This window comes from Gemmatimonas sp. (genome assembly GCF_031426495.1).
Taxonomy (GTDB): domain Bacteria; phylum Gemmatimonadota; class Gemmatimonadetes; order Gemmatimonadales; family Gemmatimonadaceae; genus Gemmatimonas.
This window is the reverse complement of record NZ_JANPLK010000089.1, coordinates 1-17,100: the sequence shown is the minus strand read 5'-3', so window position 1 is coordinate 17,100 and position 17,100 is coordinate 1. Positions and strand designations below refer to the sequence as shown.

The window sequence follows — 17,100 nt, the reverse complement described above, 5'->3', positions numbered from 1 at the left end:
CATCCCGAACACGGTCGTTAAGCCAAGCAGCGCCGATGGTACTCCGGTCGAGAGACCGCGGGAGAGTAGGCCGATGCCGGCACCTTGTGAAGCCCCCGTCACCGATCCTTACGGATTCCGGTGGCGGGGGCTTCTGTGTATCACTACCGTTCACTTCCAAGTCGCATTCACCCGAACCTGAGTTCATGACACGGGCTGGTATCGTTACGGTCGCCGGTTTCCCCAATCCCGGCAACTCCACCCTCCTCAACCGACTCGTCGGTGAAAAGCTCGCGATCACCTCGAGCAAGGCGCAGAGCACACGCCACCGGATCCTCGGTCTGCGGACGGAGAATGACACGCAAATGGTCATTCTCGACACACCCGGTCTGCTGGAACCGAAAGACACGCTGCACAGCGCGATGCGCAACGCCGCCCTCGCCGCAGTCCGCGACGCCGATGTGCTCGTGCACGTCGTCGATGCGACGGCCACCATTCCGAGTGACTTCGCGACTGCGGCAGGGCTCGAGCGCGCTCCGCGGGCCAAAGTCCTCCTCGCGCTCAATAAGATCGATCTCATCGACGAGCCGAAGAAGTTCGCGTTGCTCGAGCACTACCCGGAAGCCGTCCTCCTCTCAGCGCACACCGGCGACGGCATGGATCGCCTGGTGAACGCGATCACGGAGCGACTACCAGAAAGTCCCTATCTCTATCCCGCCGACGAACTCTCCACGCAGCCGGTGAAGTTCTTCTGCGCCGAGTTCGTGCGCGAAACGGCGCTCGAGCAACTCGGTGACGAATTGCCCCATGCGCTTGCGTGTGAAATTGAGGAGTTTCGCGAGGGCTCTACTCCGCTGTACATTCGTGCGGTCCTGCACGTCGAACGCGACAGCCAGAAACGGATTGTGATCGGAGCCAACGGACAGCAAATCAAGAAGCTTGGCCGCGTAGCGCGCGAGAAAATCGAGCGCTTCGTTGGGCAACCCGTCTATCTCGATCTGTGGGTGAAGGTGCTCCCGAACTGGCGTCGGAATCGCAATGCCGTGTTGCGGTTGGGATACGGCGACCCGAACGAAAAGACGTGAGACGCGGGCGGCCGTGGCTTGAGCGTTGCGTTCGCGCGATGGCCGTGCTCGGGGTGAGCGTGAGCACGGCGTCGTACGCGCATGCGCAGAATGGTGGACTCTTTCTGCTCGTCCCGTTCGGAGCACACGCGGTCGCCCAGGGTGAAGCCGTCGTCGCCGATTCCACGCTGGGAACGGAAGCAATGTGGTGGAATGCCGCCGCCCTGGCGCGCATCGGCAAGAGGGAATTGGCCGTGCACCATTCGCAGACGCTGATCGCGACTAGCGACATGCTCACGTTCGCGATCCCTTCGCGCATCTTGGGGACGTTGGCGGCGGCGGCGTATTTGGTGAACTACGGTGACCAGGCGGCCACCGACCCGGTCAACGGTACCGAGATCGGCACTATCACGAACCGGAACTACCAACTCGCGCTCTCGTACGCGACTCCCGTCGGCAAGCGATTGAGTGCCGGCGTGACGTACAAGTTCATCATGCTGCGATTCCAGTGTACCGGCATTTGTGGCAACGTGCCCGTCATCTCGGGCTCCACGAGTGCGCTGGATCTCGGCGCACAGTATGTGCTGCCCACATCGCTCCCGATCACCATCGGCGCGTCGGTGCGCAATCTCGGCCCCGCGTTGCAGGTGAAGGACGCCGAGCAGGCGGATCCGCTCCCGCGCATCATCCAGGTCGGCGGCAAGGCGCGGCTGCCGGTGTCGTCGCTCGCGGAGGCCGGGGCTTCGCTCGACGTCACGTTGGATGTGCAGAGCGCCGCGGCCTTGAATGGCGCCGCAGGCGGCGTAGGCGTGATTCTGGGGTATCGGGATGTCGCCTTCCTGCGCGGAGGCTACAAACTGCAGCCTGGCGACGCGAAGGGGCCGTCCATCGGCTTCGGCTTTCAGCGGGGCGGCTTCGCGCTTGATCTGGCTCGGCGATTCGACGCTGCGTCAGCGCAGCTCGGTGAGCCGCCCACGTACATCTCCCTGCGGGCTCGCTTCTGATGCGACGGCGGCTTGTCACGGCGGCCACTGGCCTGTGCGTGCTGATGTCAGCCTCGATGGTGGCGGCTCAGGGGGGCGTGCCGGTGGCACTGCGTACCGCGACGGGGCCGGCCGCGACGGCGACGACCGCTGTGCCCTCCAGTGACCGCACCGGCGATGAATCGCGGCCCGGCGTCGATCATGTGTGGCGCTCGACCTCGGGAGGACGGGCACCGTGGTGGGCGCCCGTCCTCTCCGGCGTCGTGCCCGGTGCCGGCCAGTTCGCCATGGGACAGCAGCGGAGCGTCGGCTACCTGGTGGCCGAAGGCTACCTCATCCTGCAGCAGGTGCGCGCCCGCCGTGACGCCAATCGGGATCGCGACGCCTATCGCGCGTTGGCCTTCGACGTGGCCAGACAGCCGTTCGGCGGTGAGCGACCGCGCGGGAACTGGGACTATTACGAGTCGATGGAGAAGTTCCTCGAGAGCGGGGCCTTCGATCGCATTCCCGGCGGCGCCGTCGATCCCGAGACCGACGAGACGACGTACAACGGTGCGCGTTGGTTGCTGGCGCGAGAGACGTACTGGCTCAATCCAGACGTGGCCCCCGCCGTCGGCAGTGCGGAGTACCAGCGAGCGATGGCGTTTTACCAGTCTCGGGCAGTGCCCGCGGCGTATCAGTGGAGTTGGCGGGATGCGCAGCTCCAGCGTGACGTGTACGCCCAAACTATCGCCAGTGCCAATCGGAGCGGGCAGCGGGCCGTGAATTTCGTGGGATTGATCGGTGCCAATCACTTGGTCAGCCTGATTGACGCATACGTCAGCGTGCGAGTTCGCCGCTTTGGCGGAGCCGGCGTGGTTGGCCTGAACATGGAGAGCATCCACACCGTGGTCGAACCGGTGGGGGACCCGCGGAACGGGAAGCATCAGGTGCGTACGGCGATTCGTCTCGTCCCCAGCGTGCGTTAGCACGCGATTCTGGAGCACGGGGCGCCGGCATCTTCATTTTGTGACAGTGCGTGTGACCGCCGACACATCGTGGCGAACGGGATATGGTGATCGTCCTACGTTGAGCGAGGTTTCACACTTCGGCTCGCTCCGAGGGGCTTCCGCCCACCCTCACTCCTGATCCACGCTTCGACGATGACCACACCCGGCTTCAACGAGCACGTCGCGGTTCACCTGACCATCGGTCAGGATGAACCGTCGTGGTTGACCGCGTGGTGGGCGTCGGCGGGCATTCCTCGGCAGCAGACCGCCGATGCCGCGGGCGTCTGCCCTCAGGCGATGAAGTCACGCCCCAGACTTATCCTGATCGACGCCCGTGGCGATGCCGACTGGGAGGCGCTCGCGGTCGGCACGTGCCGTCGCCTCAAGCGCGATGCCTACACCGCGATCGTCCCGGTACTCGTGATCGTCTCGGCGGAACGCTTCGCCGAGGCGTTCGACGCCGATGCGGACGAGGTGCTCCGCGCCGACGTCAGCGATCAGGAGGCGACGGCGCGACTCTCAGCCATGCTGCGACGCAGCGATCGCGACACCGACGTGCATCCGTCCACCCGGCTGCCTGGCACGCGGGAAATCGAGGCGGAGTTAAGCCGCCGTGTGGCGTCCGGGGAGAAGTTCGCGGCCTGCTACGCCGACCTGGACCACTTCAAAGAATTCAATGACCGCTACGGCTATCACCACGGCGATCAGGTGATCCGACTGCTGGCGCGCATTCTCCACGACGTCGTGAAGGGCCTCTGCGTCGAGGAGGGCTTCGTCGGTCACATTGGGGGGGACGACTTCCTGTACACCATTCCGCTTGCGGCCGTCCCCCGGGTGTGCGATGAAGTGATCCGGGTTTTTGACGAACTCATTCCGTGGCAGTATTCCGAGCAGGACCGTCGTGTGGGATATTTCTTCGGCAAGGATCGGCGCGGCCAGTTACATCGGGTTCCGCTGATGACGCTCTCGGTTGGCGTCGTCACCAATCAGCGCCGGCATTTCACACGGGGCATCGAGGTCAGCGAGTTGGCGACGGAAATGAAGAGTTACGCGAAGACACTGTCGGGCTCTGTCTGGGCTGTGGATCGTCGACGGGATGAAACGGTCGCTCCGATATCGGCCGGTGCGTCAATCGATGCGCTGCGCGAGCGTCAGAGCATTCGCAGTGTAGGGGGCGTCTGATGACGGTGTCGTGTCCGGACTGCAAGTCGGTCTTTCGCGTGGATCCGGCGAAGGTCCCCGCCACGGGCGTGCGCGCGCGCTGCTCCGTGTGTGGTGGCGTGATTGCCATCGGTGGAGGGACGTTGCCGGTCTCGGTGACGCCCGCGTCGTCCACCGCGGCCGTAGCCCCGTTCGGATCCGGTCATGCGCGCGCGACGCCGATGTCCGCGGTACCGGCGGCTGCCGCGTTGCCCCCGACGGCCAGTGTCATGACACCGCCGGCTCTCGCTGCGGTGCCCGCGGCGTACGAGCCCGTCGGCGCGTCGATGGCCACGACATCGACCGCTTCACCGGCGACGACGTTGACCCCGCTGTCGTCGTCGGCCGCCGCGACGCCGGCGGCGGGGAAGCGTCCGATCAATCCGTTTTTGCGCGCAGATCCGGCGCAACGCGCGCGTCGCCTTGCCCGGGCACTCGTGTCCGATCTGGTGGCGTATCATCCGCAGAAGCGTGACGAGGGCCTCCGACACGGGACGTTGCGTCAGCTCTTTCGCGAAGAGATCAAAAAGAGCTATGAGGAATACCTGGAGCAGGTCGGCCGGGACGTCGCCGAGCATTCGCCGTACTTCCAGGAAGCGCTCAATGAGATTCTCGCGGGCGGCCGCCGCCTGTTCTGATACTGCCGCTGGAAGCCAGTGCCGTCTCCGGGTACCTTCCATGTCACGCGAATGCTGGTAACAGCTGGTGACACTACGGGCCGCTCTCCCGCGCGGAGGGCGGCCCGCGTCGTATCTGGAGGCACGGCATGCAGGACGGAGAGCGGCTGAAGGTCTTGACACGGTCGGAAGAGCGGCTCGTGGACATGCGGAGGTATCTTTGACGTCGACGCCAAGCGCTCGACGCTGAACGCCTATGAGAATGAGATGTCCGACGGCGCCTTCTGGAACGATCAGGAGCACGCGCGGGACATCGTGCAGCAGGTCAAGGTGCTCAAGGGTTGGATTGAGCCGATTGATTCGCTGAGCGCCCGTATCGAATCGGCGCGCGAGATCGACGAACTGCTCGCCCTCGAGCCGGACGCTGCGATGTCCAAGGACCTCGACGCGGAGACCGAGCGCATTGTCGAGGAACTCGACGCGTTCGAACTCAAGTCGCTGCTGCGCGGACGCGATGACTTCCGCGATGCGCAGATCGAGATCAGCGCTGGCGCCGGCGGGACCGAGGCGCAGGACTGGGCGGAGATGATCATGCGCATGTACACGCGCTGGGCCGAGCGCAAAGGCTTCGAACTCGAGATGCTTGATCTCAGCGAAGGCGAAGAGGCCGGTATCAAGGGCGCCGTGATCGAGATCAAGGGGCAGTATGCCTATGGCTTCCTGCGTCCGGAATCTGGCGTGCATCGCCTCGTCCGCATCTCTCCCTTCGATTCGCAGGCGCGGCGTCATACGAGCTTCGCCTCGGTCTTCGTCTATCCCGTCGTGAACGAAGAGATCAACATCGAAATACGCGACGAAGATCTGCGCATCGATGTGTATCGCGCGTCGGGTGCCGGTGGACAGCACGTCAACAAGACGTCGTCTGCGGTGCGCATCACGCACATGCCCACTGGACTGGTGTGCGCATCGCAGGCCGAGCGCTCGCAGTTCAAGAACAAGGCGACCGCGATGAAGCAGCTCAAGAACAAGCTGTATCAGCGTGAGTCGGACAAGCTCGCCGCCGCCAAGGCCCTCCTCGATGCCGACAAGCAGGATGTGTCGTTCGGCAGCCAGATCCGCAGCTACGTCTTCCAACCGTACACGATGGTCAACGATCACCGCACCGAGCTCAAGATCGCCGATGTCCAGAGGGTCATGGACGGCGGGATCGATCCGTTCATCCAGGCCTACTTGAAGCAGGAGAGCGAAGAGAAGGCGGAGGGGCGTCCGCTGTGAGCGACGATCTGAATTTCCTGATGAAGGCGCGGCGCGACAAGCTCGATGCGTTGCGCGCGGCCGGCACCGAACCGTTCGCGTATTCGTTCGACCGCTCGCATACGGCCACCGAGGCGGTGGCCGCCCTCGGCACATCGGACGAGGGCCCCGAGGTCACCGTGGCCGGTCGACTCACGTCGTGGCGCAGCCAGGGTAAGACGGCGTTCGCGCACCTGGCCGACATGGACGGTCGCGTGCAGCTGTACTTCCGTCGCGACGAGATCGGTGAAGCGGCGTGGGCGCAGCTCAACGCCTGGGACCTCGGCGACTGGGTCGGGGTACGCGGCTCGATGATGCGCACGAAGACCGGCGAAGCCACCGTGAAGGTGAAGGAGGCCACGCTGCTCTCGAAGTCGCTGCGGCCGCTGCCGTTCGGCAAGGAGCAGATGGTCGATGGGCAGCTGGTGCGCTACTCTGGGTTCTCCGATACCGAACAGCGGGCGCGGCAACGGTACGCCGACCTCGCGGTGCATCCCGAGGTGCGCGCGCTGTTCCGTGCGCGCTCGGTGCTGACGCGTAGCGTTCGCGCGCATCTCGACGGGTTGAATTATCTCGAGGTGGAGACACCCGTACTGCAGCCGTTGTACGGTGGCGCCTCGGCGCGTCCGTTCATCACGCACCACAACACGCTCGACATGCCGCTCTATCTGCGCATCGCGGATGAGCTGTATCTGAAGCGCTTGATCGTGGGTGGCTTCGAGCGCGTGTACGAGATCGGGCACGATTTCCGCAACGAGGGCATCGACCGGACGCACAATCCGGAGTTCACGATGCTCGAGTTCTACGAAGCGTTCGCCGATTACACCACGATGATGGAGCGGGTGGAAACGCTCATGGTCTCCGCCGCCGATGCGATCCGCGCGATCCCGATCGTGGGCGAGAAAGTGCCGGTGCTGATCACGCCGTTCCCGCGCATCGAATGGGTGCCCTCGCTGTCGAAAGCGGCCGGCGTCGATGTGATGGCGGCCGACGACGCCACGCTTCGCCAGGCCGCCGAGCGTATCGGCGTGCAGAAGGTGGCGACGCTCAGCCGGCCGAAAGTACTCGACGAGATGTTCCAAGAGCTGGTGGAGTCAAAGATCGACACCCCCACGTTCGTCGTCGACTACCCGATCGAGCTCTCACCGTTGGCCAAGCCCAAGCGCGGCGGGCCGGCTGGTCTGACCGAGCGCTTCGAGCTGTTTGCGCGCGGCAAGGAGCTGGCGAACGCATTCTCCGAGCTGAACGATCCAATCGATCAGCGCGAACGCTTCGAGGCCCAGGCGCGCTTGCGCGACGCCGGTGATGACGAGGCGTCTGGTGTCGATGACGATTATCTGCGCGCGATGGAGTACGGCATGCCGCCGACTGGCGGAGTGGGAATCGGGATCGATCGCCTGTTCATGTATCTCACCGACACGCAGAACATCCGCGACGTGATCCTGTTCCCCACCATGCGCCCCGAGTAATCATTTCGTGACTGGCCTCGAGTTGTCGATCGCGTGGCGCTACCTGCGCAGTCGCCGCGGGTCGCGCCTACTGTCGCTGATCAGCGTCATCGCCATCGGCGGTGTGCTGGTCGGCGTCAGTGCGCTGATCGTCATCATGGGCGTGATGAACGGACTGCAACGCGATCTTCGTGAGAAGATTCTCGTGGGCAGTCCGGACGTGCACGTGTTGCCGTACGGCGATGGCATGCGCATGACGAACTGGCGAGCAACGCGCGAGGCCGTCGCGGAGACGCCTGGTGTCGTGCGGGCTGCGCCATTTGTCAGCACGCAGGGGATGGTCCGGAATCTGTCCGGCTACATGACCGGCACGCAGGTGATGGGCATTCAGGCCGATGGGATTGCGGGAGCTGACGTCACGACGATTCGCTCGCATGCGATCCTCGGTGACTTCCGGTTCGCGCGCGACAGCGTGTCACTGCCCGGCGCGGTGCTGGGCAAGCTCTTGGCGTCGAAACTGAATGCGTTTCCGGGCGATACGATCGTCCTGGTCGGGGCGGCGGGGCTCGACATGAACGCATCCACCGGCGCGATCATTCCTCGGCTCGACAGCGCGGTCGTTTCGGGCGTCTTCGAAACGGGCATGTACGAGTACGACAACGCGTACCTGTACCTCGAGCTGGCGGCCGCGCAGCGGTTCGCCGGACTCGGCGACGATGTCACCGGCATCGAGGTGCGGGCGGTCGATCGCTGGCAGGCGCCGGCGGTGGCGGATTCGCTTCGGGCGAACCTCAAGGCGCCCGTGCGCGCGATCGACTGGCAAGAGCAGAACCGCTCGCTGTTCCAGGCGCTCAAGCTCGAGCGGCTCGGCATGGGTGTCATCCTGTTACTCATCGTGGTCGTTGCCGCGTTCAACATCGTCAGCACGCTCACGATGGTCGTGTCCGACAAGACGCGTGAGATCGGCATTCTCCGGGCCATGGGTATGCCGGCCAAGTCGATCCGTCGGATCTTTCTGTACCAGGGAATCGTTGTAGGAGCAGTTGGCACGGGAGGTGGCGTCGCGATCGGACTCTTCCTGTCGCTGCTGCTTGAAAAGTACCAGCTGATTTCCCTCGACCCGTCGGTGTATTTCATCGATCACCTGCCAGTCGCTCTTCAGATTCCCGACGTCCTGCTCATCATCGTGTCCAGCCTCGTGATCACGGCGCTGGCCACGTTGTATCCTGCTGCTCAGGCCGCGCGGCTCTACCCGGTCGATGCGATCCGCCATGAGTGAGTCGATCACGGCGGACAGCGCCGCCGGTGAAGGCGTGGCGTCGGGTGAGCCGCCGGTCGTGCATGCGGTGGGGCTCGTCAAGGAATTTCTTGGTGGTGACGGTGGTGTCATCCGGATTCTCGACGAGGTCTCGATCACGGTGAAGCGCGGGGAGATGGTGGCCGTGGTCGGCGCTAGTGGGGCGGGCAAGAGCACGTTGTTGCACGTGCTCGGTGCGCTCGAGCGGCCGTCGGCGGGTCGCATCGAACTTGCTGGCCACAGTGTCGGTGGCCTCGATGACGAGGCCGTCGCCAGGCTCAGGAACCGTGCGGTCGGGTTCGTGTTTCAATTTCATCATCTCCTCCGCGAGTTCTCGGCGTTGGAGAACGTGATGATGCCGCTGCGGATTGCCGGTGTGTCCGATCGCATCGCGCAGCAGCGGGCCGAGCATCTGCTGGAGCGGGTCGGACTGTCGGCGCGCCGTCATCATCGCCCCGGGGCCATGTCGGGTGGCGAGCAGCAGCGAACGGCCGTGGCGCGTGCGCTGGCGGCCGAGCCGGCGCTGCTCCTGGCCGACGAGCCCAGCGGCAATCTGGATCTGCACAACGCCGAGCGACTTCACGATTTGTTCTCGGAGCTCGCTCGTGATCTCTCGTTGGGTCTGGTCGTCGTGACCCACAATCAGTCGCTGGCTGCCCGAGCCGATCGGGCGCTATTGTTGGAAGGAGGACGGTTGGTCGTGACGAACGGTCTGGGGACGGAGGGCTGATGATCTGCGATAACTGCAAAGAGCGCGATGCCGTCGTGAATTTGACGCGCATCGTGGACAACGCGGTCACGCAGCTCCATCTCTGCGAGAAGTGCGCCGCGGAGAAGGGAGTGGAGACCACGGTCGCCGTCGCCCAGCACCCGCTCGGTGACATTCTGCAGGCCGTTCAGCAGCAGGCGGCCACCACGAGTGAGGACGCCGCCGCCTGCTCGTTCTGCGGGGCCACCGCGCGTGATTTCCGCGCGACGGGACGTCTGGGCTGCCCGCACTGCTACGATGCGATGGAAAAGAGCCTGCGCGAACTGCTGCGTCGCCTGCATGGTAGCTCGCGGCACGTGGGGCAGCGCTACGACGCGCCCGTCACCCACGTCGCAACGCCCAAGCCCGACTCGATCCATGATTTGCGCGATCGCCTGCAACGAGCGGTCGACACCGAGCAGTTTGAACTGGCAGCCGAGCTGCGCGACCGCATCAAGGTGATCGAATGACGTCCCCACGGCCGGCTCTGGATCTGTCGCTCCTGCCCGACGGCGGGGTGCGATGGCTGGACGCATCCGGCCCCAATGCGGATGTCGTGATCTCGACCCGGATGCGGCTGGCGCGCAACGTGTCGGGCTATGCGTTCACGGGTCGCGCCCGCGACGGTGAGCGGCTGCGGATGCTGGCACAGGTCCGCGATGCCCTCGGTGCCGTTCCATCGTTGAGTGGGAGCCTTTTGGTGCGCCTCGATGAGCTGGCCACGGTCGACCGGCAGCTGCTGCATGAGCGCCATCTGGTCAGCAAGGAACTCGCGGGACTCGATCCGCAGCATCCGATCCGGACCGGCGCCGCCGTATTCCTTGGCGAATCGGTCGGCCTCCTGGTGAACGAGGAAGACCACCTTCGGCTGCAGTCGCTGCGGTCCGGTTTTGCCGTGCCGCAGGCCTTCGAGTCGGTGCATCAGTTGGATCGCGAACTCGGCTCGCAGGTGCCGTTTGCGTTTCATCGGGAGTTCGGCTTCCTGACGGCCTGCCCGACGAACGCGGGAACGGGTCTGCGGGCCTCAGTCCTTATTCACCTTCCCGGCCTGGTGTTGACCAAGGAGATCGGGAAGGTGCTGTCCGGGCTGCAGCAGATGGGGCTCACCTATCGCGGCTTGTACGGGGAAGGCAGTGAGGTGGTCGGGAATTTCTTCCAGCTGTCGAACCAAACCACACTTGGGCGGTCGGAAGAAGAGTTGCAGGACCTGTTGGTCCGCGTCGTGCGCCATGTGATCGAACGCGAGGAGGAAGCGCGTCGTGTCCTCGTCCGTGACGCGGGCTATATTATCGAGGACAAGTTGTGGCGCGCCTATGGGACGCTGCGGTACGCCCGCAGTCTCACCTTCGACGAAGCCATGAACTACCTGAGTGGAGTACGTCTGGCGGTTGGCCTGAAACTGATCACTGGGCTCAGTGTATACACACTCAACAAGCTCCTGATCTTTGCCCAGTCGGCGCATCTTGCTCACTTGGAGCAACGTACGTTGACGGAAAGCGAGACCAATCTGGCGCGCGCCAAATACGTGCGTCAGGTATTGGTGAGCGAAGGCGGCGGCGTCGAATGATCCGCTTCCCTACGACCCTGAGGGGACGATGAACGGCTACAACTTCACCGAGCGGGTGCGGAAAGTTCTCGCGATGGCACGCGAGGAAGCGGCACGTCTGCATCACGAGTATGTGGGCACTGAGCATATCCTGCTCGGCCTGATCCGCGAGGGTGAGGGCGTTGCGGCGGCGGTGCTGCAAAACCTCAACGTGGATCTCGACGACGTTACCCAGAAGATCGAGGACACCGTCAAGAAGGGGAAAGCGGCACAGGCCACCGGACCTGATTTGCCGTATACCTCGCGCGCCAAGAAAGTGCTCGAGCTCGCGATGGCGGAAGCCCGCGATCTCAATCACAGCTACGTCGGCACCGAACACCTGTTGCTCGGCCTCCTTCGTGAAGAGAAGGGGATCGCCGCGCAGGTGTTGACCGACGCGGGCGTCAATCTCGAAGCGGCGCGCGCGGAAACGCTGCGTTTGCTGGGTACGGAAATGCCGCAGGGCGGAGCGGCGCCGCAGGCCGAGAAGGCCGGCAGCGTTCCACCGTCGGCGGCACCGGCCAAGGGCGACAAGAAGTCGAAGACGCCGGCCCTCGATCATTTCTGCCGAGACCTCACGCAGCTTGCTGCGGAAGGGCAGCTCGATCCCACGATCGGACGGGCGAAGGAAATCGAGCGCGTGATGGAAGTGCTCACGCGCCGGAAGAAGAACAACCCGGTGCTGATCGGCGAGCCCGGTGTGGGCAAGACGGCCATCGTGGAAGGACTCGCGCAGCTCATCGCCAACGGCGACTGCCCGGATTCGCTCCGCGACAACCGCGTGCTGTCGCTCGACATGGCGGCGGTCATTGCCGGCACGAAATACCGTGGCCAGTTCGAGGAGCGCCTCAAGGCGGTCATGAACGAGATCGCGCAGAACAAGCAGGTCATTCTGTTCATCGACGAGTTGCACACGCTCGTTGGTGCCGGTGCGGCCGAAGGCGCGATCGACGCCAGCAACATGCTGAAGCCGGCGCTCGCGCGCGGCGAACTGCAGTGCGTCGGTGCATCCACGCTCAACGAGTATCGCAAGTACATCGAGAAGGACGGAGCCCTCGAGCGTCGATTCCAGACGGTCGTGGTCGAGCCGCCCTCGATCGATGAGACCGTGCAGATTCTGCAGGGGCTCCGCAAGAAGTACGAGGACCACCACCGCGTGAACATCCCCGACGAGACGTTGCTCGCCGCGGCCAAGTTGTCGGAACGCTACATCACCGACCGTTTCCTGCCGGATAAGGCGATCGACGTGATCGACGAGGCTGGGGCACGCGCACGTCTGGCGGCGCAGGTGCCGCCGGCCGAGGTCGCGGAGCTCAAGGAACAGCTGGAAGCGATCAACAACGAAAAGGAAGCAGCGGTTCGCGATCAGAATTTCGAGCGAGCGGCCTCGTTGCGGGATAACGAGCGCGATCTGCAGGCGCAGATCCGTCGCAAGCAGGAAGACTGGGAGCAGCGGCGTCAGTCGCACCGCCCCACGCTTGGCGAGGAAGAGATCGCGTTCATCGTGAGCCGCTGGACGGGCATTCCCGTCACGCGCCTTCAGGAAGCGGAGACGGCGCGTCTGCTCCGTATGGAAGACGAGCTGCACCAGTCAGTGGTCGGTCAGGACGAGGCGATCAAGGCGCTTGCCCGCTCCATTCGCCGCAGCCGCGCCGGCCTGAAGGATCCGCGTCGTCCGATCGGTTCGTTCATCTTCTCGGGGCCTACGGGCGTCGGCAAGACCGAGCTGGCGCGGTCGCTGGCCAAGTTCCTGTTCGCCGATACGTCGGCCCTGATCCGTGTCGACATGAGCGAGTACATGGAGAAGTTCTCCGTGTCGCGGCTCATCGGTGCGCCGCCGGGGTACGTGGGCTACGAAGACTCCGGCACGCTCACGAAGGCCGTGCGCCGCAAGCCATATTCGGTCGTCCTGCTGGACGAAATCGAGAAGGCACACCCTGACGTGTTCAACATTCTGTTGCAGGTGCTCGATGAGGGTCACCTCACCGACAATTACGGCCGGGTGATCGACTTCAAGAACACCGTCGTCATCATGACGTCGAACGTGGGCGCGAAGGACATCACGCGGGGCAAGTCGCTGGGCTTCGCCGGTAACGATGCGCGAGGGGATTTCGAGCGTATTTCGGAGAAGGTGAAGGAGGAAATGGGGCGCGTGTTCAACCCTGAATTCCTCAATCGTCTCGACGACGTGATCGTGTTCCACCCGCTCGGGAAGGAGCACATCTCGAAGATCGTGTCGATCCTATTCGCCGACGTGCAGAAGCGTTTGGCCGAGGAGGAGATCACGATCAAGCTGACCGACGCGGCGACCGAGTTCCTGGTTGACCACGGGCACGACGAGCACTACGGCGCTCGTCCGCTCAAGCGGGCGATTCAGCGGTACATCGAGGATCCGCTTTCCGAGAAGATCCTCCTGGGCGAATTCTCCAAGGGGGACGAGATCGAAGTCGCGGTCTCGACCACGGAGAAGGAGAAACTGGAGTTCCGCGTCCTGTCCCCTACGCCCCAGGCGTAAGACAGGATCAGCGGCGGCCGGACCCTAGGGGTCCGGCCGCTTGCCGTTTCGGTGTATATTCAAAGGCTATGCTGAAGAGCGTCCCCCAAAGAACGGCCCGGTTGGTGTTGGCCGGTATCGCCCTGTGTGCGTCTGCGGTTGCCCCTCGTGCGGCGACCGGCCAAGACGTGACGGGGCGCTGTGCGTCCCCCGACTCCATCGCGATCCGTGGCAACACGCGAACGCCCGATGCGCGCATCCGTAGCGAGGTGGGCCTGACGCCCGGGACGCCACTCAACTTCCCGTCGATTCAGCGCTCCATGAAGGGGCTGTACGCGCTGAACCTCTTCGACGATATCCAGCTGCTCTGCGATCTCGAGAGCGTGCCGGAAAAGGTGCTGACCGTCATTCAGGTACGGGAGCGTGCGATCCTTGGCGAAATCAAGGTCGTGGGCCCGAAAAACGTCTCTGAGCGGTCGGTGCGTGACAAGATCGACCTGTTGGTTGGCCGCCCTATCGACCCGATGATGCTCGCCAAGGCGCGAGCGCGTATCGACTCCACGTACGAGGCGTCTGGATACTACCTCGCGCGCGTGACGATCGACTCCGTGAAGATGGACGACGATCGCATTGGCATCACCTACACGGTGGATGAGGGTCGTCGCTTAGCGATCGCCGGCATCGACATCGTAGGCAATACGTCGGTGAAGGAAAAGCAGGTTGTATCGGCGATGAAAACCAAGCCCGAGGGGTTCTGGTGGTTCCGCAAGGGCGAGTTCGACGAAGACAAGTACGTCGGGGACCTCGGTGAGCGTATCCCGGCGCTGTTCTCGCGCCTGGGCCACGTTGACATGCGCATTGCGAAAGACACGCTGATCGTCGATCGCGAGAAGGGAAAGGGGCTGGTGCAGATCGGGATCGAGGAAGGGCCGCGCTATCGCATCGGCACCTTCGAAGTGGCGGGCAACCGGCGCTTCCCGACCGAAGACCTCAAGAAGTTCTATCCGTTCGAAGGCAACGACCCCACGCTGACGCAGCGCGTGAAGGGCTTGATCAAGCGCGAGGCCGCCGCCCCCGAAGGCATTTTCGATCAGCACAAGTGGGATGACGCGATCGAGAAAGTGAACGCCGAGTACCGCAACAACGGCTATCTGTACGCGCGCATCAATCCCGTCCTCGAGCGCAAGCTCGAGGGACCGGACTCGATTCCGACGGTGAACTTGCGCTGGGAAATCGACGAGAAGAATCCGGCGATCGTGAATCGCATCGAGATTCTCGGCAACGACTTCACAGCCGACGACTGCATTCGCCGACAGATCTTCCTCGTGCCCGGTGGCGTGTTCAATCAGGCCGCGTTGATCCGTAGCTATCAGAGCATCGGCAACATGAACTTCTTCGAGTCGCCGATGCCGTTCCCGGACTACCGTCCTGTGAATGATCAGGGCGACGTCGACATCGTGTTCCGTGTGAAGGAGAAGCGCACCGGTTCGATCAACTTCGGTGCGTCGATGGGGCAGGGCGGCGTGGGCTTTGGTGGCTTCATCGGTCTCGAGCAGCCCAACCTGTTCGGCCTGTGCAAGCAGGGCAAACTGAATTGGCAGTACGGCCGCTTCTTCAACGACTTCACGGCCACGTATACCGATCCTGCACTGCGCGGCTCCCGAGTGTCGGGTGCGATCAGCGCCTATCGTACGCAGTCCCGCTTCATTGTCGGCAACCTGGGCCAGAACATCCGCACCGGTTCGCAGCTGCGATTCGGCCTGCCGGTGCCGTGGTCGTACTTCTCGACGATGGCCGTGTCGTACAATGGAGAATCGGCCACGTTCACCTCGGGCACGATCCAGAACACGTGCACCAGGAACTGCTTCCGTTCTAACCTCGGGCTCGAGTACACGTACGACACCCGGATCGATCTGCCCTTTGCGACGGGCGGGTCCATGCGGACGGTCACCGCAGACTTCAGCGGCGGTCCATTGGGCGGCACGGTGAACTTCCAGCGCCTGACCACGGAAATGCGCGCGTACACGCAGCTGGGGCAGCTCGGTGGAACGAACCCGGGTTCGCAGCCTATCAAGTTTACGATGGGGCTCACGGCGCGCGCCGGCAGCCTGTTCGGCAACTCGGGTCCGTTCTTCTTCCAGCAGCAGTTCGCGGTCGGCGGTGTGATGTTCGGCCAGCAGTTGCGTGGCTACCCGGAGTTCTCGATTACCCCGGTCGGGTTCAACCCGAATACGGACCAGTACCGCTCCGATCCGGCGTCGTTCGGTAACGCGTTCATGACGCTCACCGGTGAGATCGGCGTACGGTTCAACCAGATGTTCTATCTCAACGCCTTTACCGACGCCGGCAACAACTGGTCGTCGGCGCGGCAGATCAATCCGACCCGGCTCTTCCGTTCCGCCGGATTCGGGGTATCTACCGTTACGCCGCTGGGACCGCTTGGATTGGACATGGCGTATGGCTTTGATCGCACCACCGTGGATCTGGTGACCGGACGCATTCGGCCCGATCCTAAGTGGCAGTTCCATTTCCGACTCGGTCAGCTCTTCTAAACTCAGGACATCCTTATGCGTCTTTCCTCGTTCGTTGGCGCTTGCGCCTTGGTGCTCGGTGTACCCGCCCTGGCTTCGGCGCAGGGACAAAAGTTCGCCTACGTGAACTCTGCGGCCATTCTGCAGTCCGCCCCGGGCCGTACTGAAGCCGAGGCGCAGTTCGACAAGGACATGACGTCCATGCGCGCGGCGGTGCAGAAGCTGTCCGATTCGCTGAATACGCTGCAGGAAGCGTATGCGAAGGAAGAAGTGTCGCTGTCGCCGGCCGCGAAGGAGGCTCGCCTCAAGACGCTTCGTGAGAAGCAGGCGGAGTATCAGGATCGCGTGCAGAAGATGCAGGAACAGGCGCAGGCGCGTGAGGCCGAACTCATGCAGCCGATCATGGACAACGTGCGCAAGGTGCTCGATGACATCCGTGCCGAGGGCGGTTTCGCCTTCATCTTCGACGTGGCGGCGGGTTCGCTGATCGTGTCGGCCGACAAGAATCTGGACATCACTGATCGCGTCGTGTCGAAGCTGCGCCTCGCGGCGCCGCGTGCCGCGCCGGGTGCTGCCAAGCCCGCCACCGCGAAGTCGCCTCTTGGCGGTCCGACGAGCGCCCCGGCGGGTCTGAACACCAAGAAGCCGCCCACGGAGTGATCGCCGCAGTGAGCGGCGGTTCCAAGGATCCGCAGGCGGGGGGGGGGGGGGGGGGGGGAGCCCACGGAGCCCCCCGGGCGGGTCTAAACAACAATACCCCCCCCAGGTTGTTCTGCCCGCTGTCGGGGGGGGTACAATCGACCCGCTGGGGGGGGGGGGTCTGGCCCACCCCCCATCCCCCGCCGCTGCCGTTGCGGCGCAAGTAGGAGGCG

General features: G+C 64.0%; 14 protein-coding genes. All 14 read left to right on the top strand.

Annotation, left to right across the window (positions count from 1 at the left end):
* Positions 1-185 precede the first annotated feature (185 nt).
* The 14 genes from era (at position 186) to RMP10_RS22970 (ending at position 16,888) form a co-directional block, all read left to right on the top strand.
* Positions 186-1,064 (top strand): GTPase Era, encoded by an 879-nt coding sequence (era, locus tag RMP10_RS23035; RefSeq protein WP_310572409.1) that lies wholly within the window; start codon positions 186-188, stop codon positions 1,062-1,064.
* A 38-nt stretch (positions 1,065-1,102) separates the two neighbouring features.
* The gene (locus RMP10_RS23030) at positions 1,103-2,047 is read left to right on the top strand and encodes a PorV/PorQ family protein (protein WP_310572408.1); all 945 of its coding nucleotides are present in this window, start codon (positions 1,103-1,105) and stop codon (positions 2,045-2,047) included.
* A complete protein-coding gene (locus RMP10_RS23025) occupies positions 2,047-2,994 on the top strand; it encodes a hypothetical protein (RefSeq protein WP_310572407.1) in 948 nt (315 codons plus the stop codon). Before RMP10_RS23030 ends, RMP10_RS23025 begins: the two co-directional genes overlap by 1 nt.
* A gap of 174 nt (positions 2,995-3,168) precedes the next feature.
* Positions 3,169-4,197 carry a diguanylate cyclase gene (locus RMP10_RS23020; RefSeq protein WP_310572406.1) on the top strand — a complete coding sequence of 343 codons (1,029 nt, stop codon included), beginning with the start codon at positions 3,169-3,171 and terminating at the stop codon, positions 4,195-4,197.
* The gene (locus RMP10_RS23015; RefSeq protein WP_310572405.1) at positions 4,197-4,853 is read left to right on the top strand and encodes a zinc-ribbon domain-containing protein; all 657 of its coding nucleotides are present in this window, start codon (positions 4,197-4,199) and stop codon (positions 4,851-4,853) included. The genes RMP10_RS23020 and RMP10_RS23015 overlap by 1 nt, the downstream gene beginning before the upstream one ends.
* A gap of 128 nt (positions 4,854-4,981) precedes the next feature.
* Positions 4,982-6,107 (top strand): peptide chain release factor 2 gene (prfB, locus tag RMP10_RS23010; protein ID WP_345785843.1). Its coding sequence is split into 2 segments (ribosomal slippage): positions 4,982-5,044 and positions 5,046-6,107, totalling 1,125 coding nucleotides; the frame shifts between segments, so codons are not numbered across the junction.
* Positions 6,104-7,594 (top strand): lysine--tRNA ligase, encoded by a 1,491-nt coding sequence (lysS, locus tag RMP10_RS23005; protein ID WP_310572404.1) that lies wholly within the window; start codon positions 6,104-6,106, stop codon positions 7,592-7,594. The genes prfB and lysS overlap by 4 nt, the downstream gene beginning before the upstream one ends.
* 7 nt (positions 7,595-7,601) lie before the next feature.
* The gene (locus RMP10_RS23000) at positions 7,602-8,852 is read left to right on the top strand and encodes an ABC transporter permease (protein WP_309669738.1); all 1,251 of its coding nucleotides are present in this window, start codon (positions 7,602-7,604) and stop codon (positions 8,850-8,852) included.
* Positions 8,845-9,600, top strand: a complete 756-nt coding sequence (locus RMP10_RS22995; protein ID WP_310572403.1) for an ABC transporter ATP-binding protein — start codon at positions 8,845-8,847, stop codon at positions 9,598-9,600. Before RMP10_RS23000 ends, RMP10_RS22995 begins: the two co-directional genes overlap by 8 nt.
* Positions 9,600-10,088: a UvrB/UvrC motif-containing protein gene (locus RMP10_RS22990; RefSeq protein WP_310572402.1), complete on the top strand. Its 489-nt coding sequence runs from the start codon at positions 9,600-9,602 to the stop codon at positions 10,086-10,088. Before RMP10_RS22995 ends, RMP10_RS22990 begins: the two co-directional genes overlap by 1 nt.
* Positions 10,085-11,185, top strand: coding sequence for a protein arginine kinase (locus RMP10_RS22985; protein ID WP_310572401.1), 1,101 nt, complete (start codon positions 10,085-10,087; stop codon positions 11,183-11,185). Before RMP10_RS22990 ends, RMP10_RS22985 begins: the two co-directional genes overlap by 4 nt.
* A gap of 28 nt (positions 11,186-11,213) precedes the next feature.
* Positions 11,214-13,718, top strand: a complete 2,505-nt coding sequence (locus RMP10_RS22980; RefSeq protein ID WP_310572400.1) for an ATP-dependent Clp protease ATP-binding subunit — start codon at positions 11,214-11,216, stop codon at positions 13,716-13,718.
* 68 nt (positions 13,719-13,786) lie between these two features.
* A complete protein-coding gene (gene bamA / locus RMP10_RS22975) occupies positions 13,787-16,249 on the top strand; it encodes an outer membrane protein assembly factor BamA (protein WP_310572399.1) in 2,463 nt (820 codons plus the stop codon).
* Positions 16,250-16,264: 15 nt separating this feature from the next.
* On the top strand, positions 16,265-16,888 hold the full coding sequence (locus RMP10_RS22970) for an OmpH family outer membrane protein (RefSeq protein WP_309669744.1): 624 nt from the start codon (positions 16,265-16,267) through the stop codon (positions 16,886-16,888).
* Positions 16,889-17,100: the final 212 nt, after the last annotated feature.

What these genes read in the sequence shown, in the direction of transcription:
- era (WP_310572409.1), top strand. Translation starts at nt 186, where the DNA reads ATGACACGGGCTGGTATCGTTACGGTCGCCGGTTTCCCCAATCCCGGC.
- RMP10_RS23030 (WP_310572408.1), top strand. Translation starts at nt 1,103, where the DNA reads ATGGCCGTGCTCGGGGTGAGCGTGAGCACGGCGTCGTACGCGCATGCG.
- RMP10_RS23025 (WP_310572407.1), top strand. Translation starts at nt 2,047, where the DNA reads ATGCGACGGCGGCTTGTCACGGCGGCCACTGGCCTGTGCGTGCTGATG.
- RMP10_RS23020 (WP_310572406.1), top strand. Translation starts at nt 3,169, where the DNA reads ATGACCACACCCGGCTTCAACGAGCACGTCGCGGTTCACCTGACCATC.
- RMP10_RS23015 (WP_310572405.1), top strand. Translation starts at nt 4,197, where the DNA reads ATGACGGTGTCGTGTCCGGACTGCAAGTCGGTCTTTCGCGTGGATCCG.
- RMP10_RS22995 (WP_310572403.1), top strand. Translation starts at nt 8,845, where the DNA reads ATGAGTGAGTCGATCACGGCGGACAGCGCCGCCGGTGAAGGCGTGGCG.
- RMP10_RS22990 (WP_310572402.1), top strand. Translation starts at nt 9,600, where the DNA reads ATGATCTGCGATAACTGCAAAGAGCGCGATGCCGTCGTGAATTTGACG.
- RMP10_RS22985 (WP_310572401.1), top strand. Translation starts at nt 10,085, where the DNA reads ATGACGTCCCCACGGCCGGCTCTGGATCTGTCGCTCCTGCCCGACGGC.
- RMP10_RS22980 (WP_310572400.1), top strand. Translation starts at nt 11,214, where the DNA reads ATGAACGGCTACAACTTCACCGAGCGGGTGCGGAAAGTTCTCGCGATG.
- bamA (WP_310572399.1), top strand. Translation starts at nt 13,787, where the DNA reads ATGCTGAAGAGCGTCCCCCAAAGAACGGCCCGGTTGGTGTTGGCCGGT.
- RMP10_RS22970 (WP_309669744.1), top strand. Translation starts at nt 16,265, where the DNA reads ATGCGTCTTTCCTCGTTCGTTGGCGCTTGCGCCTTGGTGCTCGGTGTA.